Source organism: Paenibacillus campi, from assembly GCF_034659835.1.
In the GTDB taxonomy this organism is placed as follows: Bacteria; Bacillota; Bacilli; order Paenibacillales; family Paenibacillaceae; genus Saccharibacillus; species Saccharibacillus campi.
This window is the reverse complement of the sequence record NZ_JAXSQZ010000001.1, coordinates 194,709-217,860: the sequence shown is the minus strand read 5'-3', so window position 1 is coordinate 217,860 and position 23,152 is coordinate 194,709. Positions and strand designations below refer to the sequence as shown.

Below are 23,152 nucleotides of genomic sequence, written 5' to 3'. Positions count from 1 at the left end.
TGTACAAATATCGTACTGTCTCAACGTTCTGCCTCTGGATAGGCACCACGATTAACCGTTGCTTTGGATGGCGACGATGCGGCTTGATCCGTATGAATAACGACGCAGTTACGACGATTATCTTTCGCCCCGTACAGCGCTTCATCCGCCAGACGATACAATTCTTCTTCCGATAGGCTTTGCGTCGTCGCTTCGATAAAGCCGACACCGATCGATACGGTCACATATGGAGCAGCATCATTTTGCGCATGTGGAATTTGCAATGCTTCAATACTATCGCGAATCCGTTCGGCATGCTCGTACGATTCATCATAGGTGCTGCCAATGTACAAAATCGCAAACTCCTCGCCGCCAAGACGGAATGCCATCTTTTCGTTTCCGGTTTGTTTGAGCAAGGTTGAACCCATAATCCGCAACACATTATCGCCTTCATAATGACCATATATATCATTGTATTTTTTGTAATGGTCGATATCGAGCAAAATAAACGTGATGCTAGCTTGTTGAATGGCTGCCTGCTCTAGCTTGTAGGCAATTTGACTATTAAAGTAACGGCGATTGTACAGACCGGTCAGCTCATCGGTAATCGATAGGCGTTCAATCTGCTTTTTGTCCGTAATATTTTGTCCGATGCATGTATAACCGACCAGCTTTTTCCCATCAAATTCCGGCTCGATCACTACATCCAGCCATAATTTGCTTTGATCCCGGCAAAATTGCAGCAGTTCCCCATGCCATGTTTTGCTCGCATTCATTACAAACGGTTCCAACACATCATTACGCTCCGACGGAAGCTTAAACAACTGATGCGGCTTGCCGATCAATTCCTCACGTTTGTAACGGGTCAAAAAGCAAAATTCCTCACTGACATGAACGATACGACCATACGTATCAATATTGGCGATAATGACATTTTTATCGACGATATCGAGGTATTTGATCAGTTGATCATTTTTGATGGCAAGTTCTTCGGTGCGCTGTGTGACTAGATGTTCCAGTTCACTGTACAGGCTGGCATTTTCGATCGCATACACCATTTCGCGTGACAGCAAATTGATCATATTCAGCCGTTCACGGGTAAATGCACCGGTGATCAAGTTATTTTCGAGATAAATGACGGCGATTACACGATCCTGATTCACTAGCGGCATACACAATACCGATTTAGGCTGATGATCCGACATATAACGGACATCGGACAAACGATTGCTGAGCCGTGCGTCACTATAAATGAGCGTTTCCTTATCGGTCGCCACTTCTTCCAGTGTCAGCCACGGAAATTCCGTTCCCAATGTATGCTGATCATGATACACCTGCACATTGATCTGATCGCTATATTCGTCATATCTGCCTTCCGCCCACAGGCTAGGGCCGGATTTCATAATCATACAGCCACGCTGAGCGCCTGCATTGATCAGTACTACATTCATAATATTGTGCAGCAATTGATCGATCTCAATCTCACGTGAAAACGACTGGGATGCTTTGAGCAGCAAATGAATATCGATATTTTCGGTAGAGATACTCATCGTCTGATCGCCATGTAGCGGCAGCCATTGAATATGTCCCATTAAGTCTTCATATGCGCTTTGAAGCTGCATCGCTTTTGCTTTAGCGCCCCAGACGGAATAATAATACGATGCTTGCTTTACATAATAAGCGGCAATTTCCGGCAATTGGCGCTCCAAATAAAAACGTCCGGCAAGCTCACTAGCAATCGCTTTATAGCGGGTAAAATGCCCTTGCTCGCTATGCCGCAATGCCTGATGATAATGCCCTTCTGCTTCACGGTAACGCTCATTGACACGCAGCCATTCCGCCTGCATCATTTCGTACTGTGACAAAAAGTTATGCGGATGATGGTTGGCAAGCTTTTTCATTCTGCCCAGCTCACGCTTCATTCTGCGGCGTACGCGTCCTTTTTCTTTGGCGGTATACAGATCGTAATCCGCTGCCAGACACATTAGCGTATAAAAACTCGCTTCCTCCATAAAAGCCGAGCCGGCAAGGGTTGGCATCACAGGATCGGCATGTTGCAGCAGCTCTTTGGATCGTCCTTTTTGCTCAAACAAAAAGGAAATTTGCAAATGGGTCACATAATAGATCGCTATGCCTGAATAATAACGTGCCTTATGCAGCAACTCTAAATATTCCTTTTCGCTAAATGCGCCTTCATCAAGCGAATCTGTACGTTCCAGCTTACCTGCCAGCAGTCTGAACTTTTGTTGAGCTAGACGAGCGGTCGCCAGTGTTGGCATATAATTGGTATCTTCAATCTTGTCGAGTATATAGTCGCTTTCCTGCAAATACGTATCGATCTCCATACCCGGATTCCATAAATTCATATAATAATACGCATGTGATACATATAGCAAGTCTCCGGATTGTAGACTATATTCCATCGTCAAGCTATATTCTTCTTCCAGTGTTTCCCAATCATGACTCCATGTATAACAGAATAACGTGTACAATACATGAATCTGGCTACGCCATTGCAAATCATCAAATTTGCGGTTCAATTCAACCGCCAGACGACCATATTCCTCCGCCCCTTTGAAATCACCAAGACCGGACAATAACATGGCATAACCGACATAAGCACCTGCCGACTCCGGCGAATTGCCATACCGGACAGAGAGTGCAGTTTGTTTGAGCACAGACCAGGCAAAAAGTTCCTTCTTCCCTGTAATAAATGATGGTGCGGCAAATCCTCGCAACAGCCGCATAATCATCTTCATTCTTGGCTCTTTAACTTCCGGTTCCTCCAACAATTCCTGCGGCTTGCGTTTGCCAAGTTTAAGTTTAACGGCGATCAATTCTTTGGCTACATTTGCCATTGTAAATCGTTTGGGCATTTTGAAATTAAAACAGGCAAGCCCGTCGATCCCAGCAGCAATTGCCTCCTCCATCATACCGAGATACATATAGTGACTTGATCGCATCTCATAAATGGAAGCTTGCTCCAGATCGGTCTCCGCCTTTTCCAGCAGCAGCATACTAATCCGATCGCCTTGATCCCATTTTTGTAACAAATACGCACATTCGCTATATAAAAAATGCAGCTCATACATACGTTCGTAATGGGTAGACCAGTGATGTACAGTCGACAAACCGATCGCTGCATCCAAAAATGTCAATGCTGCTCCATAACCAAACGCCTTTTTCGCACGTCGTCCTGCTTGCAAATTCACTTCGATAATACGTTCCCGATCGTCATCGCGTACGACCAGCTCCAGCCCCTGATTTAGATGACCCGCAATATCCATAATATCGGTTTTGATTCCATTTTCAGGATGCTGGTTTAACAATAGCCAACCGAGCTTTACATGCAAATTTTTGCGTAATTTTGGATCGATCATCTGATATAACGCCTGTTGAAGCTTATCATGTTGAAATGTAAATTGAATATCGAGCCGATTCAGCTCCTCTGTGGACAGAGACGACTCATCCAGCAGATGATAACTCGCTTGCTGTGGTAACAAAATATCTTGCGCTACCGCTTGCAGCAATGCAGGTAATAACTGATTTTTGTCGGCATGCCCGATCAATTGCAGCACACGCCAGTGAAAACTGCGCCCAATCAGTGCAGCCGTGCTCAAAATGAGCTGTGTTTCCGATGGTAAGGTTTTCATCTTTTGAATCAAATAATCGATCAGGTCTTCATTCGATGTCAGTGCATGAATACGCGAACGATCCAAATTCCATTGCCCGGTACCTTCATCAAAATAAAGCGCCTGTTGTTTATATAAATCCCGCAAAATTTCCTGCACAAAAAACGGATTGCCACCGGTTTGCCGATAAATGATCGGCGCGATCCATCGCAGCAGTTGAGTGCTCAATTCCACCGTATCGCTAATAAACTGCTGTATCGCCGCTTCGCTCAGCGGCAGCAAATGCAGCTGATGAATAAACTCTTGCTCTTGCACACGCTGCATCGCTATCGTTAACGGGTGCAACTCGTTCACTTCATTCGGTCGATAAGAGGCGATCATCATTACTCGTTTTAACGTTTTGCTTTCCAGCAACCGCGTAAACAGCTGTATGCTTGATCCGTCCGCCCATTGCACATCGTCCAAAAACAGTACGATCGGCTTTTGCTGCCCTGCCAATGTCTCCAGCAAACGCAGTACTGACATGAAAAACCGATTGTTCTCCTCCACTGGCAACAGTTGATCCGGCTCACGCTGCGAGCCGATTAACTGCTCCAATTCTGGCAACCAGCGAGTCATTAAACCCGCATTGGCACCAAGATGAAGTTTTAACGCATGCTGCAAGCCGATTCGTTCTTCATCTGGGCCGTTCATCCACTGACTAAGCAGGGAGCGCAATGCTTCAATAAACGCACTGTACGGAATGTTTTTGTTATATTGTTCAAATTTGCCTTGTACAAGATAGCCTTTACGAGTCGAGACCGATGTTTGCAACTCATTCACAAATGCCGTTTTACCAACACCGGCTTCGCCTGCGACGAGCACAAGTTGTACGCGCTCTTGAATGCTGCGATCAAGCGCATTTTCCAGCAATGCCATTTCCTGATCACGTCCATACAACTTTTGTGGAATACGGAAAAAGGTCATCCGGTCATCCTGTCCGACTTTAAAATGATAATTCACTGGCGAAGCCAGACATTTGCGTAAATCGGCACGAATGCCGTAGGCGCTACGATAACGATCCTCCGGCGACTTTTCCAACAATTTCATCACGATATTGGACAATGATTGTGGGATTTTGCCGCTTGTCTGCTCATACGGCGAGACCGGCTTTCTAGCAATAATGGCGTAAATCTGATCCATCGTAGAAGACATCGGATGCGGACGACTGCCTGTCAACATCTCATACAATGTTACACCGAGCGAATAAAAATCGGAACGATAGTCGATCGTACGGTTAATACGTCCGGTCTGCTCCGGCGAAATGTAACCGAGACTGCCTTCCATCACACCGTTTACTATATAGTCGGACTTTTCATTATGCCAGCGCACCGACAGATCAAAATCGATCAAACGCAGCTCATCTGTCTCACGATTCCAGATCAAATTGGCAGGTTTGATGTCTTTATGAATAATTTGTCGTTCATGAATGCTGCCGATAATATCGGTTAATTTGATCGCCACATGCAAAATCGTCTGTGTATCCAAACGCTGCTTGTTCATAATGCTTTTCAGCGATTCGCCGGATATGTCCTCTAATGTCAACACCATATAACCGCCGCGTTCTTCAAGTTGAATCGGACGAATAATGCCTGTGATCGTCGGACTAAGTTCGGATAACAATTTGTATTCTTTTTTGATGCGCATAATCGCTTCGTACGTGGACACTTTAGCCCCTAGCACTTTAGCAATTACACGTTGTCCGGAAAGATTGTTAATGCAGCGATAGATGGCTTTGTTGCCATGATCGGCAATTTCCTCTATCACGGTGTATTTTTGATCTTTCCATATCATTAGCGTCCCCTCGTTTCATCCTGTCTGCCTTTCAGTTCAAAGTTAGGGTCAAATTTGAAAATGTACGCTGCCGTCAACCACAAAATCCAGCAGTTTACACCGAAAAATAAATATCCAAAATAGCCCAAAATCGGCATTTCAGAGAAAATTTTAAATTTATCCAAATAAGGTACGGAATATTGCCAATAGTTCGGATTGAGTGGAATGCCATCCTTGAACCATTCGCTACCAAAGTTCCACATCTCCCAGAAGAAACCATTGATTAGCGTAGCGATCGCAATGAGCAATAATGGTGACCAGTTACCTTCCCTAATCGGTTTGAACGGTGTCCACAAACCGTTTAAACCCATAACTGCTGACAGCAACGGCACTAATGCGACCCACAATACCCAGAACAATTGGTATGGATAATAACCCATCAAAAAGGCAAGTACAATGCCGACAATATACAAACCGATCATCCAGATTTTGCCCATTTTTAAACGTGGACCTTGGCTGTAACGTCCTCGCATACGCGGAAACGTTTTGAGTAACAAATACCATTCCACAATCGCTGGCAATACGGTCGTATACGACATGGAAAACCAAGCAATATTCCCAAAATTGCTTAATACTTCTCCATTAGGATAATACCAGTTTTCCATTACAAAATAATTAAGATATTCAAAGGCAAACCAGCTATAACAGGAAACAACCGCGAGCAATTGCATCACTTTAGGCTTACTCGATATCAACGATATGCCATAGTTACGTTTGTATACAAATCCGTCTAAAATACAAATGAATGCCCACCATAGCGGCACAAATGTATATTTTTCTAATGAAAAAGAAATCGGCAACGATGTTAACGGTTCAAGATCAAGCGGCAGCTTGGCACGCGTCCACATAATGATCCAACAAAAAATCAATACAGGTAATGCTGCCCAAAACCAATATGGAAACTTGGCCTTTTCGCTAACAACAGTTTGCAGCAATGGCTTTTTAAAGCCGAACAATTTCGGAAAAACAAGGAACATAACAATAAAAGCAGCGACTACAGAAGCGCCAATAAAATAGGTCAAATTGAAACCAGGAGGGGCGGCTACACTTTGTGCCGGAAATATGCCATAACCGCACGGTAGATGCTTATTAATTTTTTCAAATTTACACAGTATTCCATCCGCACCGTTTCTCACCATACTGCCAAGCGTAGGCAACAAAAAAATCAAACCAAACGTAATAAGCAAAGCGACTATTTTTTTCAACGTCTTAACCCCTTTTATCTTTATACTAAACATGTTTGCTTATTGGCTTGAAGCAAATGCGCTGCGAATTGTTGCATCCCGTTACCAAGCCATTCAAGCGATATATTGCATTGTATGCTTCCCGTTTATATATTCGCCCTCCCCCCCATTCACCCGTGCATCTCCAGTAACCTGTGTTTGTCGTCTTTATTCTACAAACGAGCCAAATTGGAATCAGTCCTTATTTACTAGTTATAATCGGCTATGCTAAAAAAAGATAGTGTTTTAATACATAATTAAGTAAAAAAAATGCTTTTCCAGTCAGTACAGCCATTTGCCTGTACTATTGAATGACTTTGGAAAAGCACCATGAGCGGTTAGGAAGACAAGGTGAGGATGCAAACGAATGGCGCAACCTAAACAATATTCATTTTTCGCTATTCGAAATGTGGGTTATTTCGTTATAATCATCTTTACTTTTCTGGTTTTGTCGACATTTTTATATACGCTATTATGGTTCCATTTGCTCACGATCGCGAGCTTGTTGCTTACGGTATACGATCGCAGACAAAAACACACTTAGCTCATACAAGCCAATCAACGGTATGGCAACGAGCGTATCGGAGATAAAATCCGGTGGAGTAATGACGATCGCGATAAATACAAGCACAAAGTAGGCGATCCGCCGCAACTTGCGCAGCAGAGCAGGCGAGACGATCCGCAATGTGGTCAAAAACATAATGATCAGCGGCAATTCAAATAGCGCGGCAACCGGGAAAACGATATTGGACATAAACGTAAAATATTGGACAACTCCATAGGTCTCCTCCAGCCCCATACTTTTGGTCACCTGTGACGTAAATGCTAGCGCCATCGGAAAGACGACATAATACGCAAACAACACACCGATCATAAACATCAGAAACACAAACGGAATGTATCGCAGTGCCATGCGTCGTTCTTGTGGCAACAAGCCGGGGCTAACAAATGCCCATACCTGATATAATGCGCATGGCAGCGTCAATGCGAGCGCGACAACCATCGCAATTTTCATATATAATCCGATGCCGTCCCAGAATGAAAAGACGTGGAAGACGAGATTGCGCGCCGTTTCTGCTGCTACGAGATATTGGTATACCGGCTGGGCAACAAACAAGCCCAAAATCATTCCGAAAAACAACACCGCAATGACGATAATCAGCCTGCGCCGCAGCTCGGTCAGATGATCAACCAGCGACATTTCTTTTTCCGATTTGTTCATAGGTTCCCTCACTTTTCATGCCCGTCCTCACCTGTAAAACAGATGACTGCTGCATTCTTTTACCATATACGAAAAGAAAATCCCTTCCGAAAGGAAGGGATTCGGAAGCTCCATCGATAGAGCCTCCAGCATAGGTGAACGGTGATCATGTCCAATTCTGAACGAAGCACCCGTCGTGTTATTGTTTGTCGTCCGGTTTGGACTCGTGATGAAGCTGGGGCTGGTTCGTCTGAACGGGTTGTACAGACTGAACAGGCTCTGCCGTTGGTGGCTTGTTCGATTTATCGTCATCTTTCATCATATCACGTGTACCTTCCTTAAATTCACGGAATGTACGTCCTACCGCACGCCCAAGCTCAGGCAGCTTGTTCGGTCCAAACAAAATAAGCGCCAGTATAATTAGCAAAATAAAGCCGGTTGGGCCTATACCGCTAAGCATTGAAACTCCTCCTTCATCGTACGACAGCATCCGTCGATCGTGCTCCTATCATAGCATACATACGCACTCGGCTTCACTATCGGATCACATGAACATAGCTTCATCGTTTGCATACCCATATATCCAGTTTTTCCGCCAAAAAATGGCAGAAGCCACTCATTTTATATTACCGACAAACTGTTCCTAGTAGCTTGTCTCAAATACATTGACGGTTTGTCGATCTAACCATTGCTTGATGATGAATAGGTTAAGGTACGTTCAAACACAATTTCCACTTGAGACAGACTACTAGCAGCTTGTCTCAGATAAACTCACGGTATGCCTAGTTTATAATTGCTTGACAATGAATACGTTTAGGTATGTGCGAACCTGATTTTTATTTGAGACAGCGTACTAGCACATTGTTGCGGACAGGTAAACGATCGATATACCAGCTTGAATGTATACGGTGTAAACGATGCCATCTGTTGAATAGGGCAGCAACTTTGTTTAGCGCTCATCACCAGGTCGATACTGACCGGTAATCATCAACAGCGCTTCTGGCAATTGATCCATAATCGCTGCCAGATGCTCATGCACACCTTTCGGCGTACCTGGCAAATTGACGATTAGGCTGCGCTCACGAATGCCGCAAATGCCGCGAAATAGCATAGCCGAACGATTTTTGTGCATCACGGTCGCTCGCATCGCTTCCGCCATTCCAGGCACTTCGCGCTGAATAACACGCCGCGTCGCTTCCGGGGTAACGTCACGTTGGGCAAGCTCGGTTCCACCTGTTGTCAAAATTAAATCCGCATTAAAATATTCGGTCATCTCAATCAATGCGGCGATAATTTCATCCGGCTCATCCGGTACGACACGATATTCTACAATCTTACCGCCAAGCTCCTCCTCTACCAGTTCGCGGATGACTTGTGCGCTTGTATCCTCGCGTTCACCGCGCGCCCCTTTATCACTAGCTGTTAAAATAGCCGTTCTCCAAACCATACGCTCACCCTCCCATCTCTATGCCATCCCTATTTCGGCTGTTCTGTATATGATCGCTTGCATTGTGTGTTCATGCATCATATGGCGGTTAGGTTTAGTCTCTCGTGAAGTCTCCGCTTTTACCGCCGCTTTTGGACAGCAGCAATGTGGGACCGATCACCATATCTTTTTGTAACGCTTTGCACATGTCATAAATCGTTAACGCTACGGCTGAAGCGGCGGTCAAAGCTTCCATTTCAACGCCGGTTTTGCCTTCGGTCTTGACTTGCACTTTGATATACAGCTCATCGATGCCATTATCAGCAAATGTAATATTTACACCGGTCAGCGGCAATGGATGACACATCGGTATCCAGTCTGACGTACGTTTGGCTGCTTGTATACCTGCCACCTGAGCGACTGCCAGTACGTCGCCTTTGCCTACTGCGCCAGAACGAATCGCCTGTAATGTGGACGGCTGCATCGTCACTTGGCTCGTTGCAATTGCTATGCGCACCGTCTCCTGTTTGCCGGAAATATCAACCATTCGCGCTCGCCCCTGTTCATTAAAATGAGTCAGTGCGCCGCTTGCGGTGGGCAAACCTTCATATTCATTATGTTGTTCATCACTCAATGCCATCCCAACTTTCATCGCTTGCTTCATTTATCAAATGACGGCATACACCGTCATGGATGCGTAACTATTACACCGGAAGGCATAAATAAAAACTGAACTTTAAAATCATGCGGCTCCATCGGAATATGAGGCAACAATTGCAACTCAAATGCCGGTGCAGCAAGCAGTGGACAAGCATTGGCGGAAACGGTAAGCTGTGCCATAAAGCGATCATAATACCCACCGCCATAGCCGATACGCCCACCAGCACGGTCATATCCAAGCCCTGGTACGATAACTAAATCAATCTCCTGCCAGCGTTCGACACCGTAAAGGGGCAGATGTTGCTTCGGCTCGGGAATGCCGTACATGCCGGATTCCACATCAGCGATACCGCTAATTTCGTATAGTTCAAAAATGCCTTGCTGCGCTCGCTGAATGCGCGGTACGAGTACACGATCCCCCTGCTTCCAGCAATGCTCCAGTAGCGGCAGTGTGTCCGGCTCATCTCGATAGGCTAAATAACTGAACACCGTAAACGGCTTAGTACGTGTCTGCGTGCGTAAATGATCCACAAACTCCGTTGCAACCGCACACAGCTCCGCCGATTGCTGAATACGCTGCTCTGGTTCAAGCTCGCGTCTTCGCTGTTGAAGCTGCTGCCGCAGCCGCCGTTTATCGATCTGATGTTCCATTTCAAGCCTCCCGTACACAGACCATATCCCTATAGCGAAAAGGCATAGGTCATTCATATTGACAGTGTAACACTTTCCTGTCAAAAAACCAATTTCCCTTTCCGGTTCATTTATCGTTCTCCTCTGCGCTTACGCGCGGTATCATCGTGCACTTTTTCGGCTAGCAGACCGGATTAAATCATGCAAAATCACCGCTTTTCATGTACACTAGACAGGATGGGCGGATTGCGCATCCCTACGCATTCATAATCATCCCTATACGATATAACGATGAAATATAACGCTTGACTATTACGTCATATCGTACCGTTTACTCCAATGATTCAAGATCACGCTTATGCGAAGTCAACGACGATCATACGTAAATCAGCATGGCGGAGAAACGGTACATCACTTCATAACAGACAGACGAACAGCTTCGCGTATAGTTGTTCTTGCAGGAAAGGATGGATGGACAGTGTTATTGCAAGCAAGTGGCATTACGAAATTATACGGCATCACTCCGGTGCTTGAAGGCATCAATTTACAAATTGAAGAACGTGAGCGTATCGGTCTCGTCGGCGTTAACGGTGCCGGCAAATCCACATTACTCAAAATTATCGCTGGCGAAATGTCCCATGACGGCGGGCAAATATTCCGCAGCAAAGAAGTAACGCTCGGTTATTTGGCGCAAAATAGCGGTTTGCATCACGGCAATACGATCGGTGAAGAAATGCGCTCCGTCTATGCCGACTTGATCGACACCGAACGTGAGCTACGTGTCATGGAGCAGCAAATTGCTGATCCGGTGCATATGGGCGATGAGAAAGCGTATGCCGAGCTGCTGGAGCGTTATTCCCGTCAATCCGACTTTTTCCGCGAGCGCGGTGGGTATGAGATGGAGACGCGAATTCGCAGCATTTTGCACGGGATGGGCTTTGCCGATTTTCCGCAACATACGCCGGTAGCTACACTTAGCGGCGGTCAGAAAACACGGCTTGCACTCGCCCGCATTTTATTGCAGGCACCTGATCTGCTCATGCTGGATGAGCCGACGAACCATCTCGATCTAGACACACTCGCCTGGCTCGAAGATTATTTGCGCGCGTATTCCGGCGCATTGCTGATCGTCTCACATGACCGTTATTTTCTCGATCGGCTGGTGACAAGCATCGTCGAAATCGAACGTCATCGCTCCAGACGGTATACCGGCAACTATAGCCGCTATATCGATATTAAAGCGGCGGAATACGAATCAGAGCTGAAGCAATTTGAAAAACAGCAAGATGAGATTGCCCGGATGGAGCAGTTTATCCAAAAAAATATCGTGCGTGCCTCCACGACGAAGCGTGCCCAGAGCCGCCGACGCGCATTGGAGAAAATGGATCGACTGGATCGCCCTGCCGGTGATCTGAAAAAAGCGAGCTTTACGTTCGAGACGTCCGTCGTATCCGGCAAAGACGTACTGCGCGTGCACAATTTGACGCTTGCTTATGCGGACAAACAGCGGCTATTTGATCCGATCTCATTCGAGCTGTGGCGTGGCGATATGGTCGCATTAATCGGCCCGAACGGAACCGGTAAAACGACACTGCTCAAAGCGCTTATCGGCGATCATGTGCCAGCCAGCGGCAAAATCGAATGGGGTGCCAAAACGAAGATCGGTTATTATGATCAGGAACAAGGACATCTGACGCCAACTAATACGGTGCTGGAAGAAGTGTGGAGCAGCTTTCCACATCTGGAAGAAGTGCGTATTCGTACCGTACTTGGCAACTTTCTGTTTAGCGGCGAAGATGTGCTCAAAAAGGTGTCTGCCTTAAGCGGCGGCGAAAAAGCGCGCGTCTCGCTCAGCAAGCTCATGCTGCTGGAAGCGAATGTGCTCATTTTGGATGAGCCGACGAACCATCTTGATCTCGTTAGCAAAGAGGTGCTTGAATCGGCGTTAATGGATTATGAAGGCACACTGCTGTTCATTTCCCATGACCGTTATTTCCTCAACAAAATGGCAGAGCGCATTTTGGAATTGCGTCCGGATGGTCTGACGACGTATCTTGGTAATTTTGATGATTATACAGCCAAAAAGCAGGAGTTGCTGGAAATGGCTGCCGAAGAAGCTGCCAATGCGCGTAAAACGGCAAAGTCGGACACATCGTCGACCGATTCAAACCGTGCCGTTACCAATTCGTTTGAAGAAAGCAAACAGGCGAAACGAGAGGAACGTAATCGCAAGCGCCGTCTGGAACAGCTAGAGAGTGAAATCGCCACTCGTGAAGCTCGGATTGCCGAGTTGGAACAGGAACTGACATTGCCGGACATTTATCAAGATTATGCAGCCGTGCAAACGCGCCAGGCAGAAATCGCCACCAATCAGCAGACATTGGAGCAAGCGTATGAGGAGTGGGAATCTTTAGCCGCTGAATAAACGCCTGTCAATACGTATCCACGGAATTGTAAAAGTTCATACTTTTTTTGTAAACCAATAGTGTAATGTTGTGAACAGACTTATCCACAATTCACAGTGATTTTTGGACGAATAATTGACGATGAATAGGCGAATTTTAGTTGGTATAATCGTCTTTTTAAGAAAAATCCATATTTATCCACTAAGTTATGCACATTATCCACATAATACGTAACAAAAGCTGTGCTTAACTATCCCCTAAACAAGCATTTTCAAAAACACAGATACAGCAAGCAATTTGTGACTTGCCCACATTTTTTGGGGGATATGTGGATAACTTTGTTAACATCTTGACAAAACTACCTTTTAGATGCATAGCATTGTAAAATCCAATATTAGTAAAAATTCCAGACGCAGCTAGCGCCCGGTACGGCTTTAAGTACGTAATCGGCTTGCTTACACCATTTAATGCCGTTTTCCCGCACTGTATTAGTGTACGGTATATTCTATAATTGCTCTGTTATTGATCGTATTATGGCGATCTGACAGCCATATACGTGTAATAGCTTGCCTCCAATACATGGATGTCACTTGATTATGAATACCACCCACATCCGTGCAAACTTAATTTGTGCTTGAGACAGGCTAATAGACAGACGCAGTTAAATTTCAACTTTAATTGTGTACTAAATTCTTTATCCATAGCAGCTTGATCCGCATTCAACAATCAGATTCATCTCGGTCAAAGTACGAACAGTAGCTTGTGCGAATGTGGACTCCGTGTGCTAGCCGCTAGCTGTATGAGGGCAAATGATGCTCGTATGTAAATAGGTAAATAGGTGCCTGTTCATCATGCCAAAGACCGTACACGTAGAGAGAAACATGCTCCGTGTACGGTCTTTTTTAACATGACATTCCTATGGGTAATGCTGTCACTATATTAGCCGATCGCCGCAGTTGACCATCGTTCTAGCGATAACGACGGGTCTCCTTTGATGCGTAGATCGGAAAATTCGCCGGTTTTCCATTTTAAATAAGCCGCAGCGCCAATCATAGCCGCATTATCGGTACAATATTCAAATGGTGGAATGAGCAGCTCAATCCCTTCACGCTCACAGCGTTCGGTCAATGTATGACGCAAGCCTTTATTCACGGCAACCCCGCCGCATAACAGTAACTGTTTGACCGCATAGGCGTTAACGGCGCGAATCGCCTTTTCGACTAGCACCTCAACGACGGACTCTTGAAAGCCACGTGCGATTTCAGCCGTCATCGGTTCTTCACCGCGCATTTTCTTCTGATTGACCACATTTAGCACCGCCGACTTCAAACCGCTCAGACTAAAATCATACGAATCCGGTTCCAGCCATACACGCGGCAATTCAACTGCGCTTTCCGCCTCCATCGCCAGCCGATCTACATACGGCCCGCCTGGATATGGAAAACCGAGTGCTCGTGCCACTTTGTCATACGCTTCACCAACCGCATCATCGCGCGTACTGCCGATCAGACGAAACTGCCCTTCCCGCTCTAGCAGCACCAATTCCGTATGTCCACCAGACACAACGAGCGCTAGCGCAGGATACGCGATCTCTGCGGTCAAATTGTTGGCATAAATATGTCCAGCGATATGATGGGTACCGATCAGCGGCTTATCGAGCGCAAATGCTACGCTTTTCGCCGCCATAATGCCGACGAGCAATGCGCCGACAAGCCCTGGTCCTTCCGTTACAGCGACCGCCGATATATCGTCCAGCGTCAGACCGGATTGCTGTACCGCCTGCTCGATCATTAGCGTAATCGTCTCCACATGTTTGCGTGAAGCGACTTCTGGCACGACACCACCAAACGCCTTATGGGTTTCAATTTGGCTTGATACGAGATTGGACAGCACATGCTTGCCGTTTTGCACAATCGCCACCGACGTTTCATCACAGCTCGTCTCAATCGCGAGTATATTGCACACCGATTCCCGGTGCTGTTGCTGTATCATTTATCGTTCACGCTTCCTTCCCGTTTTCAGACTCCCTGTCTCCAGAAAGTTCACACCACATAATGAGTGCATCTTCATTATTGTCCGAATAATATGCTTTGCGTACACCTGCATTCGTAAAGCCCAGTTTGCGATACAGATTTTGCGCTGACTCGTTCGTAACACGCACTTCCAGCGTCATCCGGATCATACCCAGCTCAAGCGCCCATTCCATCATCCGCATTAGCAATAATTGTCCAAGCCGTCTGCCGCGATATGCTTCACGAACGGCAATATTAGTCACATGCGCTTCATCCATAATCGTCCACATACCGGCATAACCGATAAGATACCCATTTAATTCCAGTACCATATATTTGGCAAAATGATTCATCGTCAGCTCGTTGCGAAACGCTTCCTCTGTCCAGGGAAGTGTAAACGCCTCATGCTCAATTTCCATAATTGCCGGCAAATCATCCATTTTCATCTGGCGAAGAACGACATGTTCTTCCCCCTGCTCCGATAACATTGCCACATCGGCACGTCCTTTCATCAGGATTGGCGCAGCAGGTTGGCTTCCGCCTCTGATAGCTGCGTATAATTGGGCAATAATGTATGCGCAGGTTCACTTTGCCCGGACAACAATGTTGCCGCTCCAACCACCCCTGCATCTTCCGCTTCCAGACTGCAATGCAGCAACCGTAAACGGTCTCCGACGCATGCAGCTAGCTTGCTCGTACGCTGCTCATGAACAGCGGTATCACCGACTATATAAATGAACGCCGGGCGCTCCTGCTCTGATAATGCAGCATAACGCGCGCTCAATTGCTCGACCCATTCGTCCATAAGCACGATACGATCCTGTTCCAGACGAACCGGCTCACCGTTGCCTGCGGCGACAAATAGTCCGCTATACACCTGACCTCTGCGCGCATCCATTAGCGGCACGATCCAGCTGGTAGCAGCAGCTGTGCGAGCTGTCACGATAGGCTCATATTCATATGCCGTATCGTCAGCACCATGCGCCTGCACGATGATAGGATCGATCATCTGCTCGTTGGTAGCAGCGGCAACAGCAGACTCGTCTAACGATGTTTCGTCAGCTTGAACTGACTGCGCTGGTAGTGTGATCGATTCGCTAGCTGTCTGTGCCTGACGATATCCACTTAGCGCCAGCGCTGCCAAACTGGAAAATCCTGCCACAGGAAGCTGTAACGTCCATGCCAGCGTTTTGGCTGTCGTCACGGCGATTCGAATGCCGGTATAGGAACCCGGTCCCACGCCAACCGCAATCCCAGCCAGTTCACGGCGCGACACCGCTGCCGTCTCTAGCATACGGGCGATGCTGTCCAGCAAGCCGACCGAATGATTGCGATCAGCTTGGCTACTTTCCGCTACTAGCACATTGTTGCCGTCCATCACAGCGACCACTTGTGCAGCGGTCGCTGTATCCAAAACTAAAAACCGCTTACGCGGCTGTTCGTTCATTTCATTCATGAATTGTCATTAACTCCATTCTGTTTGAACTCAGCACACCAGTCTGCATATGGATCGCCATAACCGGTACAGACGATCGTGCGGCTATCGTCCGCATTTACGGTAATATGCAGCGACAATCGCTGCTCTGGCAACAGGTATTCAATTCGGCTTGACCATTCCACCAGTGTCGCTCCCTGTCCGAAAAAGTATTCATCCAGCCCCAGCTCGGCGGCTTCATCTTCGGTAATACGGTACACATCCATATGGTAAAAGGGCATACGACCCTCGTACTCTTTAATGATCGTAAATGTCGGGCTGTTCACCATGCCAGCGACGCCGAGATGCTTGGCAAACGCTTTGGAAAAATGCGTTTTGCCTGCGCCCAGATCGCCATCAAGCGTGATCATCATGCCCGGAAACGCTCGGCTTGCCCAAAAAGCAGCCAGTCGTTCGGTATCCTCCAGACTGCGGCTCGTAAAGTTTGCCGTCTGCTGAGGCAGTGATTGTGCCATATGATCCTCCAATATGCCATACGACCGCATAAGCGATCAGGGCATCGTGTTTATTGACTTTTGTTCCAGTATACCACATTCGCCGCTTACTTCCGCCTTCCACCGCATTTTTACAACAGTGGAGACAACATACGGGATAATGTTTCCATCGTTTTCTGGATGCGTGGACGGCGAATAAATTCATGGTAGTTAATTTTGCGGCTAACTTGCAAATCACGCCGGAAATCGTCCATTAACCGCTCGATTGTCTCCTGCTCAAACAGCACCGCACATAGCTCAAAATTGCTGTAAAAACTGCGCATATCCATATTAGCGGTGCCGACCGAGGCGAGCAGATCGTCGATAATGACAATTTTGGCGTGTACAAAGCCTTTTTCATATTGATGTACACGCACGCCCACACGCATTAATTCCTCCAAATACGACAGTGAAGCATACTGCACCACTTGTGAATCCGATATATTTGGAATAATAATATCGACTTCTACCCCGCTAATCGCCGCCGTTTTCAGCGCCGCATAAATGCTCTGATCGGGAATAAAATAAGGGGTCGTAATGCAAATACGCTGCTTCGCCACTGCCAGTGCGCTAAAGCACATCTCCTGAATCGCATCCCAGTTCCGATCTGGCCCACTCGCAACGATGAGCGCGCGCTCGCTACCGACACATTGATGCACCGGAAAATAAATCGAATCCGTAATTCGCTGACCGGAAGCAAACTCCCAATCTTCCAAAAATACGATCTGTAAAAAATAAACCGTATCCCCGCGCACTTGCAAATGCGTATCACGCCAGTATCCGAGCTTTGGATCATGACCGAGATAATCGTCACCGACATTCAAGCCACCGATAAAGCCGATTTCCCCATCGATAACGAGTATTTTGCGATGATTGCGGTAATTGACTTCGCGCTGAATAAATGAAGTAAATGGCGGCAGGAAAAAGTAAAACTCAATTCCCGCTGACTTCAACCGACGCACAAACCGATCTGTTAAATGATAACTGCCCAGTCCGTCACACATCATGCGCACCTTTACCCCGGCAAGCGCCTTGCGGATCAAAATGTCGATAAAACGTTGACCAATCTCGTCATCGCGGAAAATGTAAAACTGAATATGAATATGATGCCGCGCTTGCTCCAATGCGCGCAGCATCGCCGCATAGGTCGCTTCGCCATCGGTCAACACTTCGATTTCGCTGCAAGCGGTGATCGGATTTTCCGTTAAATGCGACAATAATGAGAATAGACGCGTCTGTGTGGCAAATTCAGGATTGCCCATATTGTCCACCGACTGAATAACAGCTGCCTGACTCCATAACCGACTACGTACTTCACGGAACAAAATCGTACCTTTTTTACGAATCGTACGCCGGCTCCGATAGTTACGGGCGACAAAATAATAAATGACAAAGCCAAAAAAAGGCGCGCAATACGAAATAAACAACCAGGCGACCGCTTTGGTCGGTGAACGGAATTCCAATAACAATATAATGCCACACTGGCTAATAAATACGATACCGAACAATACCAACCAGACCATGCTAAACGTTCCTTCCTTTCTGAATCTTGCCTGTTCGACACCGATCTTCTCTATGCAAAACCTATCATATCAGAAATGATGCCAAAACTGATGGTTATTTAGCAACAGCTTGCCATTACCATATAACCAATCTGGTGAGAATTTGATTCAGCAAGCGGGAAGTTCATTTGGTGCTGCACGTATATTTTGTAAAAGCTAGAGAAATCAGTCTTTACATTTTAGTTGGTAAAAGTATTGGGAGATATGTATACAGACTTAAGTGGTGATGCATGCCTACTTATGTGCAGTTCACAACAATCTTACGTATAAACAAGTTCAAGAGAGTGTACATGTACGATTAAAATGTTGAAATGAGGCACTCTGTCGGTTATGCGGACAAACTAGTTTACGAAACCGTCATTTCAAATCGAAAATAGCTTCTATAACACGAAAAAGAGCATCTATGCTCCTATAATGGAATCACAGATGCTCTTTTCATCGTGGATGGCGACGATCAACTAGGCAAGCAATCCGTTTAACTAGCAATCAAATCCATGCCTATCCCACCCATTATGTGTCCTCCGCAACATGTATGTTATCAATACATAGATATGATTTGAAGCGTATATGTTACTGTGCGCCTGCATCCGCCGTTTCCAAGCTATCTTTTTCCAACATAATCGATTGCCCTTCAGTCAGTGCGGATTGACCGAAAAATTGTTTAAGCCATTTTAGTGCCGGACGCTCTGTACCGTTGCTGTTCAACAGATGGGTATTAGGTTCCCATGTTTGTCCTTGAATATAGCCCCACAGCGTTACGCCTTTGACGGCAGGATGATTCCACAGTACCGGGAATTTTTCTTTGTAACGTGCGAGTTGGGTCGCATCATCACCTGACATATCGAGCTCGGATACGTAGATCGGCAATCCGGTTGCAGCTAATTTGTTTAGCACCGTTGTCATCGTACTTGTCGATACGTTGTTCATATTAAAATGATGACACTGGATACCGATACCGTCGACCAAACCGCGGCTTTTTAAAATATTAATAATATTTACGTACTGATCCGCCAGTGCAGGATCACCGATAATGCCGTATTCGTTAATGAGCAGCTTGGAGTTTGGAAATTGTTGTCTTGCCTGCTGGAATGACCAGATAATCCAATCCCAGCCTGTTGCTCCATCTCCACCGATCGCATTCCGATAAGATGGTTTGACATGCAGCGGCTCGTTAACTACATCGACAAACGCGGATTTGCCGTATTTTTGCCCTGCCAATTGAATCCATTGTGTCACTTCGGCTTTCTGCTCAGCTGCTGACAGATTTTTCACCCATCCAGGCTCCTGGCTGCCCCAGACTAATGTATGGAATTTAAAAGGATACCCTTTACTTTGCGCATAATTGTAAGCCATATCAGCTTGTCCCCAGTTCATGGAGTTGCGTGTACGTTCAACCGCATCCCATTTGGTGGAGTTTTCCGGTGTCACTTGGTTCCAGTACGTTCCGAAGCTAGATGGAACGCTGCCAGCAATAATATTGCCGAGAAATTTGTTTCCATTCGTGAGGCTGGCATAACTATACTCCGACATAAACGAGGTGAACAATGCACCTGCGATAGCGGCTGTTCCGACAATTCGTAGTAATTTGGACTTTTTCAACAATTCATTTCCTCCTCTTTTGTATGCGTTGGTCATGGAATGTACGTCCGATCATCATTTACCAAAATATGATATAAGCGCTTACATTTGTAATATTATCAGCTTCTGTATCGATTTTCGCTATAAACATAGGGAGATGTATTGAATGATTGTATAGCTCAATTTTTAAAAATAGGCAGCCTGTCTTTTGCTTTAACCGAAATAATGTGGAACAACGTTATTATTATATCGCTTATGCGCTTAGTTTTTTTATTTTCCAACGTAATCAAGTCGATTATGTGCTGGATCGCTATACAGAAACGTATAGTTCCAAATGAACACTGTTATGATCAAGTTTATTTGAGAATATGAGTTTATTGTGCAAGCATCGTGTTGAATGATATAGCTATAAAAATAATGCCATTTAGCATAGGACTGTTTATACGTCATACCGATCGGCACTGCATATAATAAAATGAACATATCTCGTCTGTTATGGTCAAAAGAATGACTTGTTATTTTTCGGCTAAATCAACAATTAGCGTTGTTGTACGTATAATTATGGCTAGGATAGACATGTTAGTGAGACGGACTTTGCTTGCCATTTACAGGTTTATGTATACAAATGAGTTCGTACATACACAAACAGAAACAGTGGACGCACCTAAACGATAAGCATGGACACGCGAACTTGCGCTCATTATTACACCATTTATATCGCATACATGTATTACCAAATACAGCAAAGAGGTCTTCTGCACATTGAACAGAAGACCCCTTTGCTAGTAAACGCATGCAATGAATAATTTCATCAGTAGTTAAAACGATCGATACATTAAGCACGCACAACATTAAGCACGCACATCCCGCTTGGAAAACGATACCCAGGCGATTAGTGCAAACACGACAACATACACCGTCAACATCAACAGCGACCAGCCGAGCGATGTAATGCCAAAGCTACCGCTTGGGTTAGAGAAATACTGGGTCAAGTCTAAATTCGTAAACAGCAAATATTTAACGATCCAGTAATCTTGCGGGCGCAGAAAAGCATGCAACAATCCGTTACTAAGCGTACCTGAAAAATAAAGTAACATCGATAAGGTGATCGCCAATGCTGGTGACCGAAACAGCGCGGACAGCATAAACGCAAATGTCGCCAACACAAGTGCACGAATAAACGAATATACAACGAGCAAAAACAAATTGCTATCCGGCGCTGCGGCTGCCCAATCCGGCAATACCGTTACAGTTGCCGGAAACAGCATATACGCTACCGCCAAATTAATTAGTGTAAACAACAGCGTCAACCCGAGCAAAAAAACGACTAGCGCCACAAATTTGGAACTTAATATTTTCCAGCGTTGCCACGGACGAATGAGCAGCAGCTTAATCGTGCCGGTCGTAAATTCGATCGCGACCGATTCCGACGCCACAATTAGCGCAAACAACACAACTAGGAAAAACATCGAAAACGACTGATCCAACGCCATCGGTGCAGCAGCCGGATAATCGCCCAACTTTAGCAAAATGAGCAGCGCCGGCGACAACAAGGCGAGCAAAATCAACATTACCCAATTGGAAATACGCAGCAGAATTTTTAACAATTCATTCCAGACGAGTTGCATAAAATTAATCATGACGCCCACCGCCTTCCCGTGTCATCGCCAGAAATTGATCCTCTAACGTTTGCCGCAGCGGAATGATTCCATACACGGCAATTCCTTGCTGTACAAGCTGTGCATTAAAGCGAGCAATATCGGAACGGGTCGCGCGTGCTATACAGCTACTGCCCTCCAAATAACTGTCTGGAATTAGCTCTTGTACATGCTGTGGTTGGTCGGTTTCAAACCGAACAGTGATCAATTGTTCCGCAACGGCTGTAGCAGAAGCTGGTTGTGCATGCAGATGGCGTACATCGACGAGCTTGCCGCCATTAATAACTGCGACCATATCACACATCAGTTCCATTTCGGATAATAAATGACTAGACACAAACACAGTTGTGCCTTGCTCGCGGCTAAGCGCACGCAAATAATCGCGTAGCTCACGAATGCCTTGCGGATCAAGCCCATTCGTTGGCTCATCCAGCACGAGCAGACGCGGACGATGCAGCAGCGCCTGCGCGACGCCAAGACGTTGTCTCATCCCAAGCGAATACGTACTCACCCGATCGCGCACACGCCCGCCCAAACCGACAAAATCGACCACTTCCGCAATCCGCTCGCGTGTAACACCTGGCGACATACGTGCATATTGCATCAGATTTTGGTAGCCGGTCATATATTTGTACATTTCCGGGTTTTCCACAATCGCACCCACTTTACTGATCGCCTGTTCAAAATGCGTGCGAATGCTTTGCCCTTCAATGCGAATGTCTCCGGCTGTCGGTGTCATCAAACCAACGAGCATGCGGATCGTCGTCGTTTTGCCGGAGCCGTTCGGACCGAGAAAACCGAATACACAACCTGCTGGTACATCCAATGTCAAATTATCGATAATCGTTTTGGAGCCGATTTTTTTCGTCACTCCGCGAAATTGTACGACAGGTGCGGTTAACTCGTCCATTTTGCCACCTGACGTTGGCGCATTGGAGTAGGTCGTCGTATTGCTGGTGGAAAGGTCAGACGGAGACGGTATCGCTCGTGCTTGTCCATTCGTCGAATCAGGTTGGGACGGATGGCTCCCTTCGGCTCTGCCATCCGGTAGCAAACAGTACGGTCTGAGCTGGTTAATATGGATCATCATCGGTTGACTCCTTTCGGATTGACGCTGCACTGTCTAGCCAAGAGCAGCCTGCTTTCGTATGTACGGTATCATCATAGTGCGTTTTCATCATCGTACGATTCATCATATTACGGTTTAACTCATTCGGCAGCTGTCTGTAAGTTTGAGCTGTTGATTAAAATCGATAGCCATCTACATCGTATGCCGTATGCTGAACGATCTGCCCTATGGATACAAAACAGAATGGCAGATTTGATTTTATATTGTACTTCGTATA

16 protein-coding genes are annotated in these 23,152 nt (G+C 46.2%); 1 reads left to right on the top strand and 15 read right to left on the bottom strand.

The window, feature by feature from the left end; all coding sequences use genetic code 11:
- Nucleotides 1–20: 20 nt before the first annotated feature.
- The 7 genes from U1I11_RS00785 to U1I11_RS00755 all read right to left on the bottom strand — a co-directional run bounded on the left by U1I11_RS00785 (nt 21) and on the right by U1I11_RS00755 (nt 10,644).
- Complete coding sequence (locus U1I11_RS00785) at nt 21–5,444, bottom strand: diguanylate cyclase (RefSeq protein WP_322903004.1); 5,424 nt, start codon at nt 5,442–5,444, stop codon at nt 21–23.
- Nucleotides 5,444–6,688 carry a small-conductance mechanosensitive channel gene (locus U1I11_RS00780; protein ID WP_322903002.1) on the bottom strand — a complete coding sequence of 415 codons (1,245 nt, stop codon included), beginning with the start codon at nt 6,686–6,688 and terminating at the stop codon, nt 5,444–5,446. The genes U1I11_RS00785 and U1I11_RS00780 overlap by 1 nt, the downstream gene beginning before the upstream one ends.
- Before the next feature lie 490 nt (nt 6,689–7,178).
- Nucleotides 7,179–7,928, bottom strand: coding sequence for a twin-arginine translocase subunit TatC (gene tatC / locus U1I11_RS00775; RefSeq protein WP_322903001.1), 750 nt, complete (start codon nt 7,926–7,928; stop codon nt 7,179–7,181).
- Between the two features lie 178 nt (nt 7,929–8,106).
- Nucleotides 8,107–8,367 (bottom strand): twin-arginine translocase TatA/TatE family subunit, encoded by a 261-nt coding sequence (locus tag U1I11_RS00770; RefSeq protein ID WP_322903000.1) that lies wholly within the window; start codon nt 8,365–8,367, stop codon nt 8,107–8,109.
- A gap of 489 nt (nt 8,368–8,856) precedes the next feature.
- Nucleotides 8,857–9,354, bottom strand: coding sequence for a MogA/MoaB family molybdenum cofactor biosynthesis protein (locus U1I11_RS00765; protein ID WP_322902999.1), 498 nt, complete (start codon nt 9,352–9,354; stop codon nt 8,857–8,859).
- A gap of 94 nt (nt 9,355–9,448) precedes the next feature.
- A complete protein-coding gene (gene moaC / locus U1I11_RS00760) occupies nt 9,449–9,973 on the bottom strand; it encodes a cyclic pyranopterin monophosphate synthase MoaC (RefSeq protein ID WP_322904432.1) in 525 nt (174 codons plus the stop codon).
- A gap of 47 nt (nt 9,974–10,020) precedes the next feature.
- Entirely contained in the window at nt 10,021–10,644 is a 624-nt protein-coding gene (locus U1I11_RS00755) for a 5-formyltetrahydrofolate cyclo-ligase (protein WP_322902997.1), read from the bottom strand.
- A gap of 457 nt (nt 10,645–11,101) precedes the next feature.
- On the opposite strand from U1I11_RS00755, the gene U1I11_RS00750 reads away from it, so the two are divergent.
- Nucleotides 11,102–13,048, top strand: coding sequence for an ABC-F family ATP-binding cassette domain-containing protein (locus tag U1I11_RS00750; RefSeq protein WP_322902996.1), 1,947 nt, complete (start codon nt 11,102–11,104; stop codon nt 13,046–13,048).
- Between the two features lie 919 nt (nt 13,049–13,967).
- On the opposite strand, the gene tsaD is transcribed toward U1I11_RS00750, so the two are convergent.
- The 8 genes from tsaD to U1I11_RS00710 form a co-directional block, all read right to left on the bottom strand.
- The gene (tsaD, locus tag U1I11_RS00745) at nt 13,968–15,020 is read right to left on the bottom strand and encodes a tRNA (adenosine(37)-N6)-threonylcarbamoyltransferase complex transferase subunit TsaD (protein WP_322902995.1); all 1,053 of its coding nucleotides are present in this window, start codon (nt 15,018–15,020) and stop codon (nt 13,968–13,970) included.
- A 7-nt stretch (nt 15,021–15,027) separates the two neighbouring features.
- Nucleotides 15,028–15,528, bottom strand: a complete 501-nt coding sequence (rimI, locus tag U1I11_RS00740; RefSeq protein WP_322904431.1) for a ribosomal protein S18-alanine N-acetyltransferase — start codon at nt 15,526–15,528, stop codon at nt 15,028–15,030.
- Nucleotides 15,529–15,551: 23 nt separating this feature from the next.
- On the bottom strand, nt 15,552–16,496 hold the full coding sequence (gene tsaB / locus U1I11_RS00735) for a tRNA (adenosine(37)-N6)-threonylcarbamoyltransferase complex dimerization subunit type 1 TsaB (protein WP_322902993.1): 945 nt from the start codon (nt 16,494–16,496) through the stop codon (nt 15,552–15,554).
- On the bottom strand, nt 16,493–16,990 hold the full coding sequence (gene tsaE, locus U1I11_RS00730) for a tRNA (adenosine(37)-N6)-threonylcarbamoyltransferase complex ATPase subunit type 1 TsaE (protein ID WP_322902991.1): 498 nt from the start codon (nt 16,988–16,990) through the stop codon (nt 16,493–16,495). Before tsaE ends, tsaB begins: the two co-directional genes overlap by 4 nt.
- Before the next feature lie 110 nt (nt 16,991–17,100).
- Nucleotides 17,101–18,531 carry a cardiolipin synthase gene (gene cls / locus U1I11_RS00725; RefSeq protein ID WP_322902989.1) on the bottom strand — a complete coding sequence of 477 codons (1,431 nt, stop codon included), beginning with the start codon at nt 18,529–18,531 and terminating at the stop codon, nt 17,101–17,103.
- Nucleotides 18,532–19,140: 609 nt separating this feature from the next.
- Complete coding sequence (locus U1I11_RS00720; protein ID WP_322902987.1) at nt 19,141–20,169, bottom strand: endo-1,4-beta-xylanase; 1,029 nt, start codon at nt 20,167–20,169, stop codon at nt 19,141–19,143.
- 830 nt (nt 20,170–20,999) lie between these two features.
- A complete protein-coding gene (locus tag U1I11_RS00715; protein ID WP_322902985.1) occupies nt 21,000–21,788 on the bottom strand; it encodes an ABC transporter permease subunit in 789 nt (262 codons plus the stop codon).
- Nucleotides 21,781–22,716 (bottom strand): ABC transporter ATP-binding protein, encoded by a 936-nt coding sequence (locus U1I11_RS00710; protein ID WP_322904429.1) that lies wholly within the window; start codon nt 22,714–22,716, stop codon nt 21,781–21,783. The genes U1I11_RS00715 and U1I11_RS00710 overlap by 8 nt, the downstream gene beginning before the upstream one ends.
- Nucleotides 22,717–23,152 lie beyond the last annotated feature (436 nt).